Genomic DNA, 16,646 nt, shown 5'->3' with positions numbered 1-16,646 from the left:
AAGTCGGCAAGTGGTTCTGTACAGGGTGAGCCAGCATGGATAATTTGTTTTTCAAATTTCGCGATGTGGAAATTTGTCGGCGCCACGAAAGTTATTTCATCAAGTACGACGCGGGTAATCACGTGGATGTCATGCGTGAGGATGAGATTTCGGAACAGGAAGCGCTGACCGCAGCCATGGGTGAGGAAGCGGTTATTAAGTTTTTGTTTGAGTTGCAGGAGCGATTGATCCGTGAGGGTGTTGACCCTTATTTTTCAAATATTGAATGATTGAAGATGCTCGGTTAAGGAAGGTTGTCTGTCTAGGTTCTATATAGCGCTATTGTGGGTGGGGAGTAACAGTGACTGTTGGCGATTGTGTTGACTTGCGAGGATGGTTGGTAATTATAGATTACAGATTGTTTCTTATTCCGGAAAACCACTCGGAAAACTATGAGGAAGGTGATAGGTATGAAATTTCAAAACCGGAGATAATATTTGCTGTTGCAGAGCTAATTCTTCCGCTGGCGGGAGGGAAGAGCTTTATATTTCATCGGTCAAAATTGTCGGGGGTTGTGGTAAGCGGTGCTCCGATAAAAATAGATCCAGTGTCTTTGTCTGTTGAAGAGAGACAGAGCGGATTTGTTTTCATAAACGTTGCAGATGTTTCTCTAGATAAATACAGGGAGCGCTACAAGGCTTTCCTTGAAAAGGGACGCTCTGTTAATTCTGATGACTGGATGGACTATGTTTAGGCTGCAGGAAATAGAAAAAACCACTTCTCAAAACAGGTCCGTTATCTGTAACGCGTTCTCATGAGCAATAGAAATGCTGTTGTATTGGAAACAGGGGCTCACTTGCCTGAGAGAGACGCTTTGGTCAGTCAGGCATGGGGAAGCGTTCCCGTTTCTTATTTTCAGGATAGAGAGGTTTTTAGCGATTGCAGTTTTTTGGATTTGAAAGTCAATAAATGGGAAGTCAATCGTGAGTGGAGCAGTAAGCAGAGCTCTGAGCAGCTGATCAAGTGTGAATAAATTGGCAGGGGCTAAATAGAGTGATCACTGAAAATATAAAAACTACCCAGGAAATTTTCCAGCTGGTCGAAACCGGCGTAGTTCATGGCTATGATGCGTTTCGTTATGGTGTCGAACTGGGTGAGGATATATTGAGACGCAGCTGTGCGTTGAGAAGGACGGCGTAGAGGCCTAGAACGTCGAGAACGACATCAACGGCGCGATCATTCTTCGTCTGGTAGACGAATTACAGGCCAACGCAGTCAAGCGCGGTGAACCCTGGAAGGCTTTTGTTTTCTCCTATCGCGAAGGCGAGCAAGTACCAACGAAATTCAACTATCGATTCCGATTTTCCTCAGCTATTTTTTACTTCGGATAAAGTGGTGGCAGGCCACTGTCGCCCACTGGGTCGTGTACGCGCTCAGCGGTCGGAATCGTGCGGATCGCTCGCCACAAATCTTCACCCTGCCAATGCTGGCCGGTTTCGCTGTACAGCGCCCCATTCAGCCCATCCAGGGCATCCGACAACGGCACAAACCGCGCCGCCATGTCCGCCAATGTCTCCGGCTGCTGCCGCGCCCAGGCATCCAGTGCCTGCCGCGTGGCTTGCGGGTCGTTGGCCTGGCTCGCACGCTTGATGTCATCCAGCAACGTGCGCGGGCTCGGGCCGGTTTGTGCGGCGCGATGCACCGCCGGTTGCCAGCGTGCGCGCCACCACAGGCCGAAGCCGAGCAGGGTGGTGCAGGCCAGAATCAGGGTGCTGAGTTTCCACCACCACAACACATCGTTATCAACGACGCTCGGTTGCAGGGTGCCGGCCGGGGTGTCGACTTGCAGGCTTGGGTTGTTCGCCACTTGCAGGGTGCGCGCCGGCAGGCTGCTGTGTTCCAGATGATCTTCGAAGGTGTTCCACCACACCACGTCCACCGTCGGCAGTTCGATTGCACCGCTACGGCTGGGCACCAGCGCTTCGCGTTCTTCGCGGCTGCCGATCAGGCCACGGTCGCTGCTTTGGTTGGTCAACACGGGTTGATCGGGGTAACGGCGCAGGCCGTTGACGTCGGTGGCGGGTAGCGCCGGCAGTTGCGAGCTGGCCAGGCCTTCGACTTTGAGTGTCAGGCTGCGCGTCAGCGAATCGCCGACCTGAGTATGCTCAGGCTCCGGGTTCCAGCTTTCGCTGAGGCTCAGGCTGCGCGCCGGCAACCACGGGGCATCGGCGGGGTAGGTCAGGGGTTTCGGTTTGACCGTCAGCGGGATCTCTGAAGAACTGACGCGCATCAGCTTGCCCGGTTTCGGCCCTTGCGCGCTTGCGTCTTGAGCGGGCTGAGTATCGACCAGTGTCGCGCTGAAAGTCTGCGGCGTAATGGTCAGCAACCCACTGTGCTGCGGGTAAATCGCGTAGCGCATCTCGATGACGCCGTGACGCACACCGTTGATGTCTTTCTCGTAGGTGCGGGTATCGCCCAGTTGTTCAATGCGCGCATCGGCAATTTGCAGCGGGGTCAGGCTGCTGTCGTCGTACAGCGACACCGAATGATAGATGCGCAGGGTCAGGATTGCCTGGGCCTGCACGTAGACGCTGGGCTGGTCGAGGCTGACTTCGATGAATACCGGGTCGAGGCTGTTTTTGTCTTCGCGGGTGTCGCTTTCGACCACTTGCACAGTGATCGGCTGGCTCTGCACATCACCCATTTGCAGCGGCGGAATCACCACGCTGCCATTCTCTTTGGGCAGCAGCGTGATGATCCAGCGCGTGGTTGCGCGGTTGTCGCCATTGAGGGTGTTGAGCTGGTTGACCTGCCGCGTGCCGCGCACTTCGAACAGCGGTTCCAGCGGTGTCAGGTCGGGTTTGCCGAACTGCGTGACATCACTGGTTTCGAGGGTGAGCTCGACCGTCTCGCCGGAATTCAGGCGACTGCGATCCACGCTGGCGGTCAGCTCGGCCGCCTGGGCGGTGGCCGAGCAGATCAGCAGGGGCAGCAAGAGAGCGGTGAAGCGGGTCATCGAGTGTTTTCCTGATCCTGATGTTGTTGCTGTTCGTACCAGAATTTGCGTCGCAGCAGTTCGCCCGGGTCATCCGGGATCTTGCCTAGCCATTGTTCCAATGCCTGGCGCTGCTCGCCTTCGAGGTTATTTTCGCTCGGGCGCAGCGTGGGCACGGTGTCCGTTTGCTCTTCCTCATCGCTGCCCGGCACCTCGTTGGGACCTGGCTGCGGTGGGCTGGTCGGCGGCGGCTCGCTGGCGGGCTCGGCCGGTTGCGCGTCGCTTTGCGTTTCACTTTTTACTGCCGGTGGCGGCGCAGTCGCGGGCGGTGTTTCGTCGCCCGGCAGACTCTGTTCGTTCGGTTTGCTGTCCGGTTTGCTGTCCGGTTCGGCGGGTGGTGGCGCGTTTTTCTGCTTCAGCAGATTTTCCACCAGAGCCTTGTTGGTCTGCGCCGGGCGCAGATCCGGTTGCAGTTCCAGCGCCTGCTCGTAGGCGTCTATCGCGGCTTCCAGCTCACCACTTTTTGCCAATGCATTGCCACGATTGTAGTGGGCGCGGGCATCGCTGCCCTCGGCGAAGCGCTGGGCGGCGCCACTGTAGTCGCCGGCTTCGTACAACGCCACCCCTTGCCACTGGTGATCTTCAAAATGTTGCGCCGCTTCGGCGGGGCGTTTCTGCTTGAGCAAGTGCAGGCCCTGTTGGTCCGGGCGCAGCCACAAATCTTCAAAGTCGAAAGCGTAGCTCGGCTGCGGCAGGCAGAACAGCAGCGGCAGGCAGAACAACCAGCCACGACGCCCGGCACAGGCCGCCAGCAGCAACAGCGGCAACAATAGCCAGTAACCTTGATCGGCCCAAGTGTCGAGGCGCACGGTCTGGCCATCGTCGCGCAAACTGCGCGGCCCGTTGAGCAGGCCAAGCGCACCGAGATCCGCTTCGTCGAGCCGGGCCGGGTGGTACTCACCGCCGACGCTGTTGAGGAAAGCGCTCAAGCCAGGGCTGTCGAGTTGCGGCACACGGATTGCGCCTTGCTCATCCTTGAGGAAGCTACCGTCCTCCTGGGCAATCGGCGCACCTTCAGCGGTGCCAACGCCGAGCATCAGCAGTTGTGCAGATTGCCCGCTGAGCGCACGGCGAATGCCTTGACGTTCCTCTTCGTTCAAGGACGAGCCGATCAGCAGAATCCGCCCCTGACCCAGTGCGCCCTGTTTCAACAGGGCCAGCGCTTTGCTCACCGCCAGATCGGCGCGATGACCGCTTTCCGGCATCAACGATGGCTTGAGTGCATCGAGCAGATTACGACTGGTCGCCAGGTCATCCGACAGCGGCACCAAGGTGTGCGCGCTGCCGGCGTAGACGACGATGGCGGTCTGCGCATCGCTGCGCGCCTGCAGCAGGTCGAACAGCTTGCGCCGTGCCTGTTCCAATCGGCTCGGTGGGGAGTCGGTGGCGAGCATCTCCGGGGTCAGTTCAAGTACTACCACCAAGGGATCGGCGGGTTTCTGGCTGGTCTGTTCGACGCGCTCCCAGCTCGGCCCGAGTAGCGCCAGAATGGTCAGCAGCCACGCCGCGCCCAGTGCGATCCACGGCAGTTTGCTGTCGCGACCGTTACCGCCGCTGAGCAGGGTGGCGTGAAACGCCGGCGGCAGAATCATCTGCCAGCGTCCGGCGCGTTTTTGCCGGTGCCACAGTTGCCAGAGCAACCAGCCCAGCAGCGGCAATAACAGCAACCACCAAGGGCGGAACCAGTGCGGCCAGAGCGCGATCATCGGCGCCTCCGCAGGCGCAAACGCTTGAGACGCTCGCGCCAGTCAGGCAGCGGACTTTGCAGATAAAGCTCCTTGCTGAACAGGCGTTGCAGCGGGTTGTCCGGCCACAATTCACGGGCGACCAGTAACAGGCTCAACCACAGCGCCAGCGCCAGAGGCCAGTGGTACAAGGCTTGTGCCGGGCGCGCCTGAGTCGGTTGTTGAGTCACTGGTTCGAGCTGGTCGAGTGTGTCTTTGATGGCTTGCAGTTCCTTGCCGTCGTGAGCACGGAAATACTGGCCGCCAGTGACCTCGGCGATGGCTTTCAACGCAGGCTCGTCGAGGTCCAGGCTCGGATTGACGCCAAGCAGGCCGGTCGAGCCGCTGTCCTCGGGGTTGGCGCCGATGCCGATCGGGTAGATTTTCACGCCTTCGCTGGCCGCGAGTCTGGCGGCGGTCAACGGATCGATCTCACCGCCATTGTTGGCGCCGTCGGTAACCAGAATCAGCACGCGGCTTTGTGCCGGACGCATGCGCAGGCGTTTCAGCGCCAGACCGATGGCGTCGCCGATGGCGGTGTTTTTGCCGGCGATGCCGATCCGCGCCTCGTCGAGCCACACACGCACGGTACGTCGGTCGAAGGTCAGCGGCGCTTGCAGATAGGCCTGACTGCCGAACAGGATTAAACCGACCCGGTCGCCGTCGCGGCTTTCAAGGAAATCGCCGAGCAAATGCTGAACGAGGGAGAGGCGGCTGACGTCTTCGTCCTGCCACTGCATGTCGGGGAAGTCCATTGAGCCGGACACGTCTACCGCGACCAGCAAATCACGACCGCTGGCGGCAATCGGTAATGGCTCACCCAGCCATTGCGGGCGGGCAGCAGCGGTCAGCAGCAACAGCCACAGAAGCATGAACGGCGCTTGTTGGCGCCACGCCGGCAGATTGGCGCGGGCACGGCGGCGGGCGAGACCTTCCAGATCAGCGAGGAAGCTGACCTTCAGCGCCGGCTCGCCGCTGTCGGCCACCGGCAGCACCAGACGCATCACCCACGGCAGCGGCAACAGCACAAAGATCCACGGCCAGGCGAACTCAAACATGTTTGCGAATCCACGTGTCGACGGCTTGAGTCAGGCCGGCAATGGCTTTGTCGTCGAGTTTGCATTCCGGTTTGTAGGCGCCTTCGACCAACACCATCCAGCGCGTCAGGCCGGCCGCCGGGCAGCGATTGTCGAGGAAGGCCAGCCATTTACGCCCGTTGAGGGTGTGGCTCTGGCTGTAAGGGTAATGGTTGCGGCACAGACGTTTGAGCAGGCCGTTGAGTTGTTGCAGCCAAGCGCCGGCCGGAGCGCCGTCGTAGGGTTTGGGCATTTGTGCCAGTTCGGCGAGGGCGGCGATGCGCACCGGGTCGAGTGGCTGTTCGGCACGCACGATCGGGCGTTTCTTCATGGGAATGAAGCGGCGCAGCTTCCACGCGGCGAAACCGAGCAGCGGCAATAACAACAGCAGCAGCCACCAGCCCGGCGCCGGTGGCCAGAAGGCAATCGGTGGCGGCGAGATCAGCGGCTGCAGTTGTTCGAGGCCGTTCATCGACCTTTCCCCGGACGCTGCGGATTGAGGAACTCGCGCATCTGCTCGACCATCTCGCTTTGCGTGCTCAGCGGCATCAGTAGCACGCGCAGCTTTTGCGCGAGCAGTTCCCAGCGCGCGATTCGCGCTTCGGCTTGCGCGCGGTAGGTCTGGCGCAGGTCGAAGTTGAGCGTGTCGATTTCAAGCTGCGCGCCACGTTCGGCAAATCTCAAAAGCCCGGCAGCGGGCAGGGCGTGATCCAGCGGATCAGAGATTGGCAGCATCAGCAGATCGCAGTGACGCGATAGCAGGCTCAGCTGTTGTTCGGCGCTGTCGGACAGTGCGCGCTCGTCGCAGATCACGATGGCCAGGCTGCCGGGGCGAAGCACTTCGCGGGCGCGGCGCAGGGCGACGCCAAACGCATCGCGATCCGGTTCGCGCTCGCTGTGTAGCGATTGATTGACCTTGACCAGACGATTGAGCAATTGGAGCAGGCTCTGTTTGCTACGCCGTGGCTTTATTTCGTAGTGCTCGTTGTCGCCAAACACCAGTCCGCCGACGCGGTCGTTGTGGCCGAGCGCCGCCCAGCCGATCAGTGCCGCCACTTGCGCTGCCAGCACCGATTTGAACATCAGTCCCGAGCCGAAAAACAGCCGCGTGCTTTGCTCGACCATGATGAAGATCGGCCGTTCGCGTTCTTCATGGAACAGCTTGGTGTGCGGCTCTTGCGTACGCGCGGTCACGCGCCAGTCGATGGTGCGCACGTCGTCGCCGGCCTGATAGACCCGCACCTGATCGAAGTCGACCCCACGGCCTCGGAATTTCGAGTGATGCAGGCCGATCAGCGGGCTGCGCTGACTCGGCGTGGAAAACAGCTGCACTTCACGCACACGGTGGCGCATCTCGATCAGGTCGGTGAGGCTGATGCGGATGCCCGGTTCGGACGGCAGGGGGGCGTTCATGGGGGTCAAGCGACGGCTACGACGTCGAGAATCCGCTGCACCACCCGATCCTGATCGATGCCGGCGGCTTCGGCTTCAAACGACAGAATGATGCGGTGACGCAACACATCGAACAGCACGGCTTGAATGTCTTCCGGGCTGACGAAGTCGCGACCGGCCAGCCAGGCATGGGCGCGGGCGCAGCGGTCGAGGGCAATCGAGCCACGCGGGCTGGCGCCATAGGCGATCCACTCGGCCATTTCCGGGTCGAACTTGGCCGGCGTGCGCGTGGCCATGACCAGTTGCACCAGGTATTCCTCCACGGCGTCGGCCATGTACAGACCGAGGATTTCCTTGCGCGCGGCGAAGATCGCCTGCTGGCTCACGCGGCGTTCCGGCTTGGTTTCACCGTTCAGCGCTTCGCCACGTGCTTGCTGGAGGATGCGGCGTTCGACGGCGGCGTCGGGGAAGCCGATTTTGACGTGCATCAGGAAGCGGTCGAGCTGCGCTTCCGGCAGTGGGTACGTGCCTTCCTGCTCGATCGGGTTCTGCGTGGCCATCACCAGAAACAGCGGTGACAGTTCGTACGTGCTGCGGCCGACACTGACCTGACGCTCGGCCATGGCTTCGAGCAGCGCCGATTGCACCTTGGCCGGCGCACGGTTGATTTCGTCCGCCAGCACCAGATTGTGGAAAATCGGCCCTTGCTGGAACACGAAACTGCCGGTTTCCGGGCGATAGATCTCGGTGCCGGTGATGTCGGCCGGCAACAGGTCGGGGGTGAACTGGATGCGATGGAACTGGGCTTCGATGCCCTCGGCGAGTTCTTTGATCGCTTTGGTCTTGGCCAGGCCCGGAGCGCCCTCGACCAGCATGTGGCCGTCGGCGAGCAAGGCGATGAGCAAACGCTCGATGAGTTTTTCCTGGCCGAGAATCTGCGTTGAAAGAAAGGTTCGCAGCGCCAGCAGCGCTTCACGATGTTCCATCGGTGACTGTTCCTGGAAAGGGGTGGCCACAGGCGTTCGAATAACGCCGGGGCTGGGGGCGTTACTTTAATCCATCGCGGGGGGTGGCGACTAACGGCATTTTGCGCAAAGTGCGGGAAATGACTGGGGGAATTGTTGGATTTTTGTAGCGGGGAGTGATTGGTTGCCTGTGCCGGCCCCATCGCGAGCAGGCTCACTCCTACAATGGATCGTCGTACAACCGAACTGTAGGAGTGAGCCTGCTCGCGATAGGGCCAGCCCAGACGACATCAAATTTCGTTAATGAAGGTACCCGTCCCATCGAGGATGTTCTTCAAGGTTTCCTCAACCTCATCCATATCCACCATATCCGGGTTAAAGCTGATCTCCAGCACATCATCGCCATTCAGCACATCGGCATCCGCCGCGGCGATTTCGATCTTCAGCAGGGTCTTGCTCAGGGTGACTTTCACGCCCTCCAGGGTAGAAGGCTCGCCATCCAGCGTAATCTCCAGCTCATCCTCGTCCGGATAGCGGCTCATCAGGAACATGTCGCCCTTGTCGCTATGGCAGCAGAGCATGGCCATGTTGTCTTCTTCGTCGTCGCACGGGTTGACGATCAGTAGGGCGGTGGTCATTTGCATGGTCAATTCCTGCCTCAAGGGGCGTGTTGGTCGCTAATGGGCGCGATTCTGCCAGCCCTCGGGAATTTCTGCATGTGAGAGTGTCAGAGGATGTGTCGTGAACAAGACGTGGGTCAATGATCATTTCTGGCACGCATGTACCGTAAAAACGGGGATTCAGGCCAGCGTTTTGCGCCACGAGTGCTAGTGTTTACCGGTGCGAAAGCCCTCGTTTACGTGCCAATGACCGAATATGTCGCAGCACCGCAAGCAGACACATTGTCGCACCCATTAAGCTGCGCAACGGATGAGCACCCGTAAAGGCATTGTCGGCAGCCCTGGCAGTCGTTTTTGCAGATGCCCATTCTATGGAAGGTGAATGTGACCTGAGTGTCTCGTCCAGCTTCACCCACCTGTCCCCCTGTTTCCTCTGCCCGAGAATCAGGAACAGGGCGACACAAGCCCCGAAAGGGGTGTTGCACGCGACGCTTTCCATCAATAACAAGCTTAAGCGGAGTACCACAGATGGCGTTCTTCACCGCAGCCAGCAAAGCCGACTTCCAGCACCAACTGCAAGCGGCACTGGCGCAGCACATCAGTGAACAGGCACTGCCACAAGTGGCGCTGTTCGCTGAACAATTCTTCGGCATCATTTCTCTGGACGAGCTGACTCAACGTCGCCTCTCCGACCTCGCTGGCTGTACTCTCTCTGCGTGGCGCCTGCTTGAGCGCTTCGATCACGCGCAACCGCAAGTGCGCGTCTACAACCCCGATTACGAACGTCATGGCTGGCAGTCGACCCACACCGCGGTCGAAGTCCTGCACCATGACCTGCCGTTTCTGGTCGACTCGGTCCGCACCGAGCTGAACCGCCGCGGCTACAGCATCCACACCCTGCAAACCACCGTGCTCAGCGTACGTCGTGGCAGCAAGGGCGAGCTGCTGGAAGTTCTGCCGAAAGGCACCCAGGGCGATGGCATTCTGCAAGAGTCGCTGATGTACCTGGAAATCGACCGCTGCGCCAACGCGGCCGAACTGAATGTGCTGAGCAAAGAGCTGGAGCAGGTTCTCGGTGAAGTCCGCGTCGCGGTCGCCGATTTCGAACCGATGAAAGCCAAGGTGCAGGAAATCCTCACCCAGCTCGACAACAGCGCGTTTGCCGTCGACGCCGACGAAAAGAACGAAATCAAAAGCTTCCTGGAATGGCTGGTGGGCAACCACTTCACCTTCCTCGGCTACGAAGAGTTCGTGGTGACCGATCAGGCCGATGGCGGCCACATCGAGTACGACCAGAACTCCTTCCTCGGCCTGACCAAGCTGCTGCGCACCGGCCTGACCTACGATGACCTGCGCATCGAAGACTACGCCGTCAACTACCTGCGCGAACCGACCCTGCTGTCGTTCGCCAAGGCTGCGCACCCAAGCCGCGTACACCGTCCGGCCTACCCGGACTACGTGTCGATCCGTGAAATCGACGCCGACGGCAAGGTCATCAAGGAACACCGCTTCATGGGCCTGTACACCTCTTCGGTGTATGGCGAGAGCGTGCGGGTCATCCCGTTCATCCGCCGCAAGGTCGCTGAAATCGAACACCGTTCCGGCTTCCAGTCCAAGGCGCACCTGGGCAAGGAACTGGCGCAGGTGCTTGAAGTCCTGCCGCGTGACGACCTGTTCCAGACCCCGGTCGACGAACTGTTCAGCACCGTGATGTCGATCGTGCAGATCCAGGAACGCAACAAGATTCGCGTGTTCCTGCGCAAAGACCCGTACGGTCGCTTCTGCTACTGCCTGGCCTACGTGCCGCGCGACATCTACTCCACCGAAGTTCGCCAGAAGATCCAGCAAGTCTTGATGGAACGCCTGAAGGCGTCCGATTGCGAATTCTGGACATTCTTCTCTGAGTCCGTGCTGGCTCGCGTACAGCTGATCCTGCGTGTCGACCCGAAAAACCGTCTCGACATCGATCCGCTGCTGCTGGAAAAAGAAGTCGTGCAGGCCTGCCGCAGCTGGCAGGACGACTACGCCGCACTGACGGTCGAAAGCTTCGGCGAAGCCCATGGCACCAACGTGCTGGCGGACTTCCCGAAAGGCTTCCCGGCGGGCTACCGCGAGCGTTTCGCTGCGCATTCGGCCGTGGTCGACATGCAGCACCTGCTGAGCCTGAACGAAAAAAATCCGCTGGTGATGAGCTTCTATCAGCCGCTGGGTCAGGTCTCTGGCCAACGCGAGTTGCATTGCAAGCTGTATCACGCCGACACGCCGCTGGCGCTGTCCGACGTTCTGCCGATTCTGGAAAACCTCGGCCTGCGCGTGCTGGGCGAGTTCCCGTACCGTCTGCGCCACACCAATGGCCGCGAGTTCTGGATTCACGACTTCGCGTTCACTGCCGCTGAAGGCCTGGACCTCGACATCCAGCAGCTCAACGACACGTTGCAGGACGCGTTCATTCACATCGTCAGCGGCGATGCCGAAAACGATGCTTTCAACCGTCTGGTACTGACTGCCGGTCTGCCATGGCGCGACGTCGCGCTGCTGCGTGCTTACGCGCGTTATCTGAAGCAGATTCGTCTGGGCTTCGACCTGGGTTACATCGCCAGCACCCTGAACAACCACACCGACATCGCTCGCGAGCTGACCCGGTTGTTCAAGACTCGCTTCTATCTGGCGCGCAAACTCAGCGACGACGATCTGGAAGACAAGCAACAGCGTCTGGAACAAGCGATTCTGAACGCCCTGGACGATGTTCAGGTGCTCAACGAAGACCGCATCCTGCGTCGTTACCTTGACCTGATAAAAGCGACCCTGCGTACCAACTTCTACCAGACTGATGCCAACGGCCAGAACAAGTCGTACTTCAGCTTCAAGTTCAACCCGCACGCGATCCCTGAACTGCCGAAGCCAGTGCCGAAGTTTGAAATCTTCGTCTACTCGCCACGCGTTGAAGGCGTACACCTGCGCTTCGGTAACGTCGCCCGTGGTGGCCTGCGCTGGTCCGACCGTGAAGAAGACTTCCGTACCGAAGTCCTCGGCCTGGTAAAAGCTCAACAAGTGAAGAACTCGGTCATCGTGCCAGTGGGCGCGAAGGGCGGCTTCCTGCCGCGTCGCTTGCCATTGGGCGGCAGCCGTGACGAGATCGCGGCCGAGGGCATCGCCTGCTACCGCATTTTCATCTCGGGTCTGCTGGATATCACCGACAACCTGAAAGACGGCGCACTGGTGCCGCCGGTCAACGTCGTGCGTCATGACGACGATGACCCGTACCTGGTCGTGGCAGCGGACAAGGGCACTGCAACCTTCTCCGACATCGCCAACGGCATCGCCATCGACTACGGCTTCTGGCTGGGTGACGCGTTTGCCTCCGGTGGTTCGGCGGGTTACGACCACAAGAAAATGGGCATTACCGCCAAAGGCGCGTGGGTTGGCGTACAACGTCACTTCCGCGAGCGCGGCATCAATGTTCAGGAAGACAGCATCACCGTAGTGGGCGTCGGCGACATGGCCGGTGACGTGTTCGGTAACGGCCTGTTGATGTCCGACAAGCTGCAACTGGTCGCGGCCTTCAACCACCTGCACATCTTCATCGATCCAAACCCGAACCCGGCGACCAGCTTCGTCGAGCGTCAGCGCATGTTCGAGCTGCCGCGTTCGGCCTGGACCGATTACGACACCAGCATCATGTCCGAAGGTGGCGGTATCTTCTCGCGCAGCGCGAAGAGCATTGCTATCTCGGCGCAGATGAAAGAACGCTTCGACATCAAGGCCGACAAGCTGACCCCGACCGAACTGCTGAACGCCTTGCTCAAGGCGCCGGTGGATCTGCTGTGGAACGGCGGTATCGGTACTTACGTCAAGGCCAGCACTGAAAGCCACGCCGATGTTGGCGACAAGGCCAACGATGCACTGCGCGTGAACGGTAACGAACTGCGCTGCAAAGTCGTGGGCGAGGGCGGTAACCTCGGCATGACCCAACTGGGTCGTGTTGAATTCGGTCTGAATGGCGGCGGTTCCAACACCGACTTCATCGACAACGCCGGTGGCGTTGACTGCTCCGACCACGAAGTAAACATCAAGATCCTGCTGAACGAGGTGGTTCAGGCCGGCGACATGACCGACAAGCAACGCAACCAGTTGCTGGCGAGCATGACCGACGAAGTCGGTGGTCTGGTGCTGGGCAACAACTACAAGCAGACTCAGGCGCTGTCTCTGGCAGCGCGTCGTGCCTACGAGCGCATCGCTGAGTACAAGCGTCTGATGGGCGATCTGGAAGGCCGCGGCAAGCTGGATCGCGCCATCGAGTTCCTGCCGACCGAAGAGCAACTGGCCGAGCGCATCGCCGATGGCCATGGCTTGACCCGTCCTGAGCTGTCGGTACTGATCTCGTACAGCAAGATCGACCTCAAGGAGCAGTTGCTGGGCTCCTTGGTGCCGGACGACGATTACCTGACCCGCGACATGGAAACGGCGTTCCCGCCGACCCTGGTCAGCAAGTTCTCCGAAGCCATGCGTCGTCACCGCCTGAAACGCGAGATCGTCAGCACCCAGATCGCCAACGATCTGGTCAACCACATGGGCATCACCTTCGTTCAACGACTCAAAGAGTCGACCGGCATGAGCCCGGCGAACGTGGCGGGCGCTTATGTGATCGTGCGCGACATCTTCCACCTCCCGCACTGGTTCCGTCAGATCGAAGCGCTGGACTACCAGGTCAGCGCTGACGTCCAGCTGGAGCTGATGGACGAGTTGATGCGTCTGGGCCGTCGCGCTACGCGCTGGTTCCTGCGTGCCCGTCGCAACGAGCAGAACGCTGCCCGTGACACGGCGCACTTCGGTCCGCACCTGAAAGAGCTGGGTCTGAAGCTCGACGAACTGCTCAGCGGCGAAATCCGTGAAAACTGGCAGGCGCGTTATCAGGCGTACGTCGAAGCCGGTGTGCCGGAGTTGCTGGCGCGTATGGTTGCGGGCACCTCGCACCTGTACACCCTGCTGCCGATCATCGAAGCCTCCGACGTGACTGGCCAGAACCCTGCAGAAGTGGCGAAAGCCTACTTCGCCGTGGGCAGTGCGCTCGACATCACCTGGTACCTGCAACAGATCAGCGCGCTGCCAGTTGAAAACAACTGGCAAGCCCTGGCCCGTGAAGCGTTCCGTGACGATGTCGATTGGCAGCAACGTGCGATCACCATCTCCGTCCTGCAACAGGGCGACGGCACTCTGGACGTGGAAGCACGTCTGGCGCTGTGGATGGAACAGCACGAAGGCATGATCTCGCGCTGGCGCGCCATGCTGGTGGAAATTCGTGCGGCGAGCGGCACGGACTACGCCATGTATGCGGTGGCCAACCGTGAGCTGCTGGATCTGGCCTTGAGTGGGCAAGCGGTGGTGGCACCTGTCACTGCCAATGCCGAGCCTGAGCTGGCTTAAGTAAGCGCTGAATGAAAAAGCCCCGGTATCGTGAGATGCCGGGGCTTTTTTCTGCCTGAGGTTTTTAGGTGGCTGTTATGGACTCATCGCGAGCAGGCTCACTCCTACAGGTGAAATGCGCTCCCCCTGTAGGAGTGAGCCTGCTCGCGATGACGTCTTTTATATCAATACAACTTTTGACCTTGTTTACTATCAAGCATCGACACTTTATCTGTCGGCCTGGTCAATAAATTACTGAGCGACTGGTCAAACTTCTGCAGCGCCCGAACTTGCACATCCTGCTGCTGATTAATATCAGCCACAATCTCTTCCGAACGTTTGAAGTCCGCCCACACCGGCGTCAGTTCTTTCGCGTCCGAGCCTTTCGCCGTACCGATATAGTTCAACCGCGCATCATAAAAATCGGCACTGACATCGGCCTTGATATCGGAGCTGCGCGAGGTGATCAATTGGCTGTGGGTGTCGACGATGGCGACCACGTCCGGCCGGGCCGCGCGCAGGCTTTGCATGTCCGGATACACCGTCACTGAACCGAACTGACGTTGCAGGGAGGCGTTGACCCAATCCACCGCCATGTCTGGTTTTGACGTGGCAACGTAGGCGTCATGGATCGGTTGCACCAGCAGGCTCTGGCCGAAACCGGTGCCGGCATTGGCCTGATAGTCACGCAGGTATTCGCGGTTGCTCTGCGTGCTTGGGCTGTAGACCACGCCAAGCGATACGCCAGGGCCGCTTTTGACCTGGCCGGCGCTGCTGCGGCCGATCGGTTGTGTGAACAGCGTGTCGAGTGATGAAACGGCTTTCGGTGCGGTGGGCACCGAGCAGGCGGACAAGGCTAGAACCGATATCGCCAAGGTACTGGCAAAGGCAAGTTTCATGGTGTTTCTCCCGTGAAACAACATCAGTCGGAAAGTTTGAGTGGTGGTCGTTGTTGACCGTTAATTCAGACTAAACCCGCGAGGCTGTAAGCAAGCTGACAATTTGCTGTCAAGTTTGCTGTTGAATAGTTTTATTTGCTGTAAGCCGATTCGGTTAATTGCGCCGAGAAATAAAAAGGCGCAAATCGATGATTTGCGCCTTTTTATTTATGGCTGTCTCGTCCTGAATAAGGTTTACACCTTCTGACTTATCTTCAGGAGGAATCAATGGATACGGGAAAAAGGCGCAGCCAGCGTGATTACACGCTGGGCTTTAAATTGGCAGTCGTTGATCAGGTTGAAAAAGGCGAGTTGAGTTATAAAGAGGCTCAACGGCGCTATGGAATTCAGGGTCGGTCGACTGTGTTGGTGTGGCTACGCAAGCATGGGCGGCAGGACTGGAGCCAGGGCGCCTCTATTCGCGCCCAGAGGAGCCGACCGATGGACGAACAAAGTTTGCCGCTGACGCCTGAACAGCGAATCAAGGAGCTTGAAGAAAAGCTCGCCCTTGCCAATCAGAAGGCCCAGTTCTTCGAGGCGGTCGTTGACGTGTTGAAGAATGATTACGGTGTTTCTGTCGTAAAAAAGCGATCCGGCAAGTCCTCACCCAAGGGCAAATCCAAGGCCTGAGTATTCGCAGGGCTTGCCAGTTTCTGGGTATTTCCCCGCAGGCGTACTACAAGCGAAACCGGGCTTATGACGCGCAAGTCAGCCATGCCCGAAAAGTGCTGGGGTTTGTCTTGGAAACACGCCTTCAGATGCCTCGACTGGGCACTCGCAAGTTGCATGGCCTTATGCAGTCCGAGCCGGAGCTATCGCGCACAGTCGGTCGCGACCGGCTGTTCGATATCCTGCGAGATAGTCGCCAATTGGTGCCACGCAAGCGCGCCTATCACAAGACCACTGACAGTCATCATCGCTTCCGCCGACATCCCAACCGGTTGAAACCTGGCCCCGATCAAGTGACCGCCACTGGTCCCGAACAGGTCTGGGTCGCGGACATAACGTATTTACCCACCGAGCAAAGCGTTGCGTACGTGAGCTTGGTTACAGATGCCTACTCTCGCAAGATCGTTGGTCATCACGTGCATGAAACCTTGCACGCCGAATCAGTCATTCAAGCGATGAACAAGGCTTTACGGGGCAGAAGAACCGATCAGGCGCTGGTGCATCACTCGGATCGCGGCTCGCAATATTGCTCTGACCTCTACCAGAAGCTGCATGCCAAGCATGGAATCCTGTGCTCGATGACCGATGGGTATGACTGTTATCAGAACGCCTTGGCAGAGCGGGTTAACGGAATCTTGAAGACAGAGTTTCTGCTTCACCGACCCAAAGATCTGGCTGAGGCGGTTCAAATGGTCGACGAGTCAGTAAACATCTACAACAGCAAGCGACCGCATCTATCGTTGAAATGCAAAACGCCCGATGCGGTGCATCGAGCGTTTTGAGAACGAAATAGGTGTAAACCTATTTCAGGACTAGACAGGCTGA

At 59.1% G+C, this 16,646-nt stretch carries 12 protein-coding genes; 4 read left to right on the top strand and 8 right to left on the bottom strand.

Annotation, left to right across the window (positions count from 1 at the left end; genetic code table 11):
- Nucleotides 1-35: 35 nt before the first annotated feature.
- Nucleotides 36-269 carry a hypothetical protein gene (locus JFT81_RS07130; RefSeq protein WP_201226713.1) on the top strand — a complete coding sequence of 78 codons (234 nt, stop codon included), beginning with the start codon at nucleotides 36-38 and terminating at the stop codon, nucleotides 267-269.
- 71 nt (nucleotides 270-340) lie between these two features.
- Nucleotides 341-733 carry a hypothetical protein gene (locus tag JFT81_RS07125; RefSeq protein ID WP_201226712.1) on the top strand — a complete coding sequence of 131 codons (393 nt, stop codon included), beginning with the start codon at nucleotides 341-343 and terminating at the stop codon, nucleotides 731-733.
- Between the two features lie 624 nt (nucleotides 734-1,357).
- On the opposite strand, the gene JFT81_RS07120 is transcribed toward JFT81_RS07125, so the two are convergent.
- The 7 genes from JFT81_RS07120 to JFT81_RS07090 form a co-directional block, all read right to left on the bottom strand.
- Nucleotides 1,358-2,995: a BatD family protein gene (locus tag JFT81_RS07120; protein ID WP_201226711.1), complete on the bottom strand. Its 1,638-nt coding sequence runs from the start codon at nucleotides 2,993-2,995 to the stop codon at nucleotides 1,358-1,360.
- Nucleotides 2,992-4,740 carry a tetratricopeptide repeat protein gene (locus tag JFT81_RS07115; protein WP_201226710.1) on the bottom strand — a complete coding sequence of 583 codons (1,749 nt, stop codon included), beginning with the start codon at nucleotides 4,738-4,740 and terminating at the stop codon, nucleotides 2,992-2,994. Before JFT81_RS07115 ends, JFT81_RS07120 begins: the two co-directional genes overlap by 4 nt.
- Nucleotides 4,737-5,816: a VWA domain-containing protein gene (locus JFT81_RS07110; RefSeq protein ID WP_201226709.1), complete on the bottom strand. Its 1,080-nt coding sequence runs from the start codon at nucleotides 5,814-5,816 to the stop codon at nucleotides 4,737-4,739. The genes JFT81_RS07115 and JFT81_RS07110 overlap by 4 nt, the downstream gene beginning before the upstream one ends.
- Complete coding sequence (locus tag JFT81_RS07105; RefSeq protein WP_064119837.1) at nucleotides 5,809-6,306, bottom strand: DUF4381 domain-containing protein; 498 nt, start codon at nucleotides 6,304-6,306, stop codon at nucleotides 5,809-5,811. Before JFT81_RS07105 ends, JFT81_RS07110 begins: the two co-directional genes overlap by 8 nt.
- Entirely contained in the window at nucleotides 6,303-7,247 is a 945-nt protein-coding gene (locus JFT81_RS07100) for a DUF58 domain-containing protein (RefSeq protein WP_201226708.1), read from the bottom strand. The genes JFT81_RS07105 and JFT81_RS07100 overlap by 4 nt, the downstream gene beginning before the upstream one ends.
- Nucleotides 7,248-7,252: 5 nt before the next feature.
- Complete coding sequence (locus JFT81_RS07095; protein ID WP_003218556.1) at nucleotides 7,253-8,212, bottom strand: MoxR family ATPase; 960 nt, start codon at nucleotides 8,210-8,212, stop codon at nucleotides 7,253-7,255.
- Nucleotides 8,213-8,481: 269 nt separating this feature from the next.
- Entirely contained in the window at nucleotides 8,482-8,835 is a 354-nt protein-coding gene (locus JFT81_RS07090; protein ID WP_201226707.1) for a hypothetical protein, read from the bottom strand.
- A 504-nt stretch (nucleotides 8,836-9,339) separates the two neighbouring features.
- Here JFT81_RS07090 and JFT81_RS07085 point away from each other — a divergent pair.
- The gene (locus JFT81_RS07085; protein WP_201226706.1) at nucleotides 9,340-14,235 is read left to right on the top strand and encodes an NAD-glutamate dehydrogenase; all 4,896 of its coding nucleotides are present in this window, start codon (nucleotides 9,340-9,342) and stop codon (nucleotides 14,233-14,235) included.
- Between the two features lie 164 nt (nucleotides 14,236-14,399).
- Here the strand turns inward: JFT81_RS07085 and JFT81_RS07080 are convergent, their stop codons facing one another.
- Complete coding sequence (locus tag JFT81_RS07080) at nucleotides 14,400-15,113, bottom strand: ATPase (RefSeq protein ID WP_201226705.1); 714 nt, start codon at nucleotides 15,111-15,113, stop codon at nucleotides 14,400-14,402.
- 267 nt (nucleotides 15,114-15,380) lie between these two features.
- On the opposite strand from JFT81_RS07080, the gene JFT81_RS07075 reads away from it, so the two are divergent.
- Nucleotides 15,381-16,603, top strand: a protein-coding gene (locus JFT81_RS07075; protein WP_201226704.1) for an IS3 family transposase whose coding sequence is annotated in 2 segments (ribosomal slippage) — nucleotides 15,381-15,732 and nucleotides 15,732-16,603 — 1,224 coding nt in all. Because the reading frame shifts where the segments join, the coding sequence is not laid out codon by codon here.
- The last annotated feature ends 43 nt before the right edge of the window (nucleotides 16,604-16,646 follow it).

This window comes from Pseudomonas sp. TH43, assembly GCF_016650635.1.
In the GTDB taxonomy this organism is placed as follows: Bacteria; Pseudomonadota; Gammaproteobacteria; order Pseudomonadales; family Pseudomonadaceae; genus Aquipseudomonas.
The sequence above is the reverse complement of the archived record's forward strand: the minus strand, read 5'-3'. Positions and strand labels throughout refer to the sequence as shown.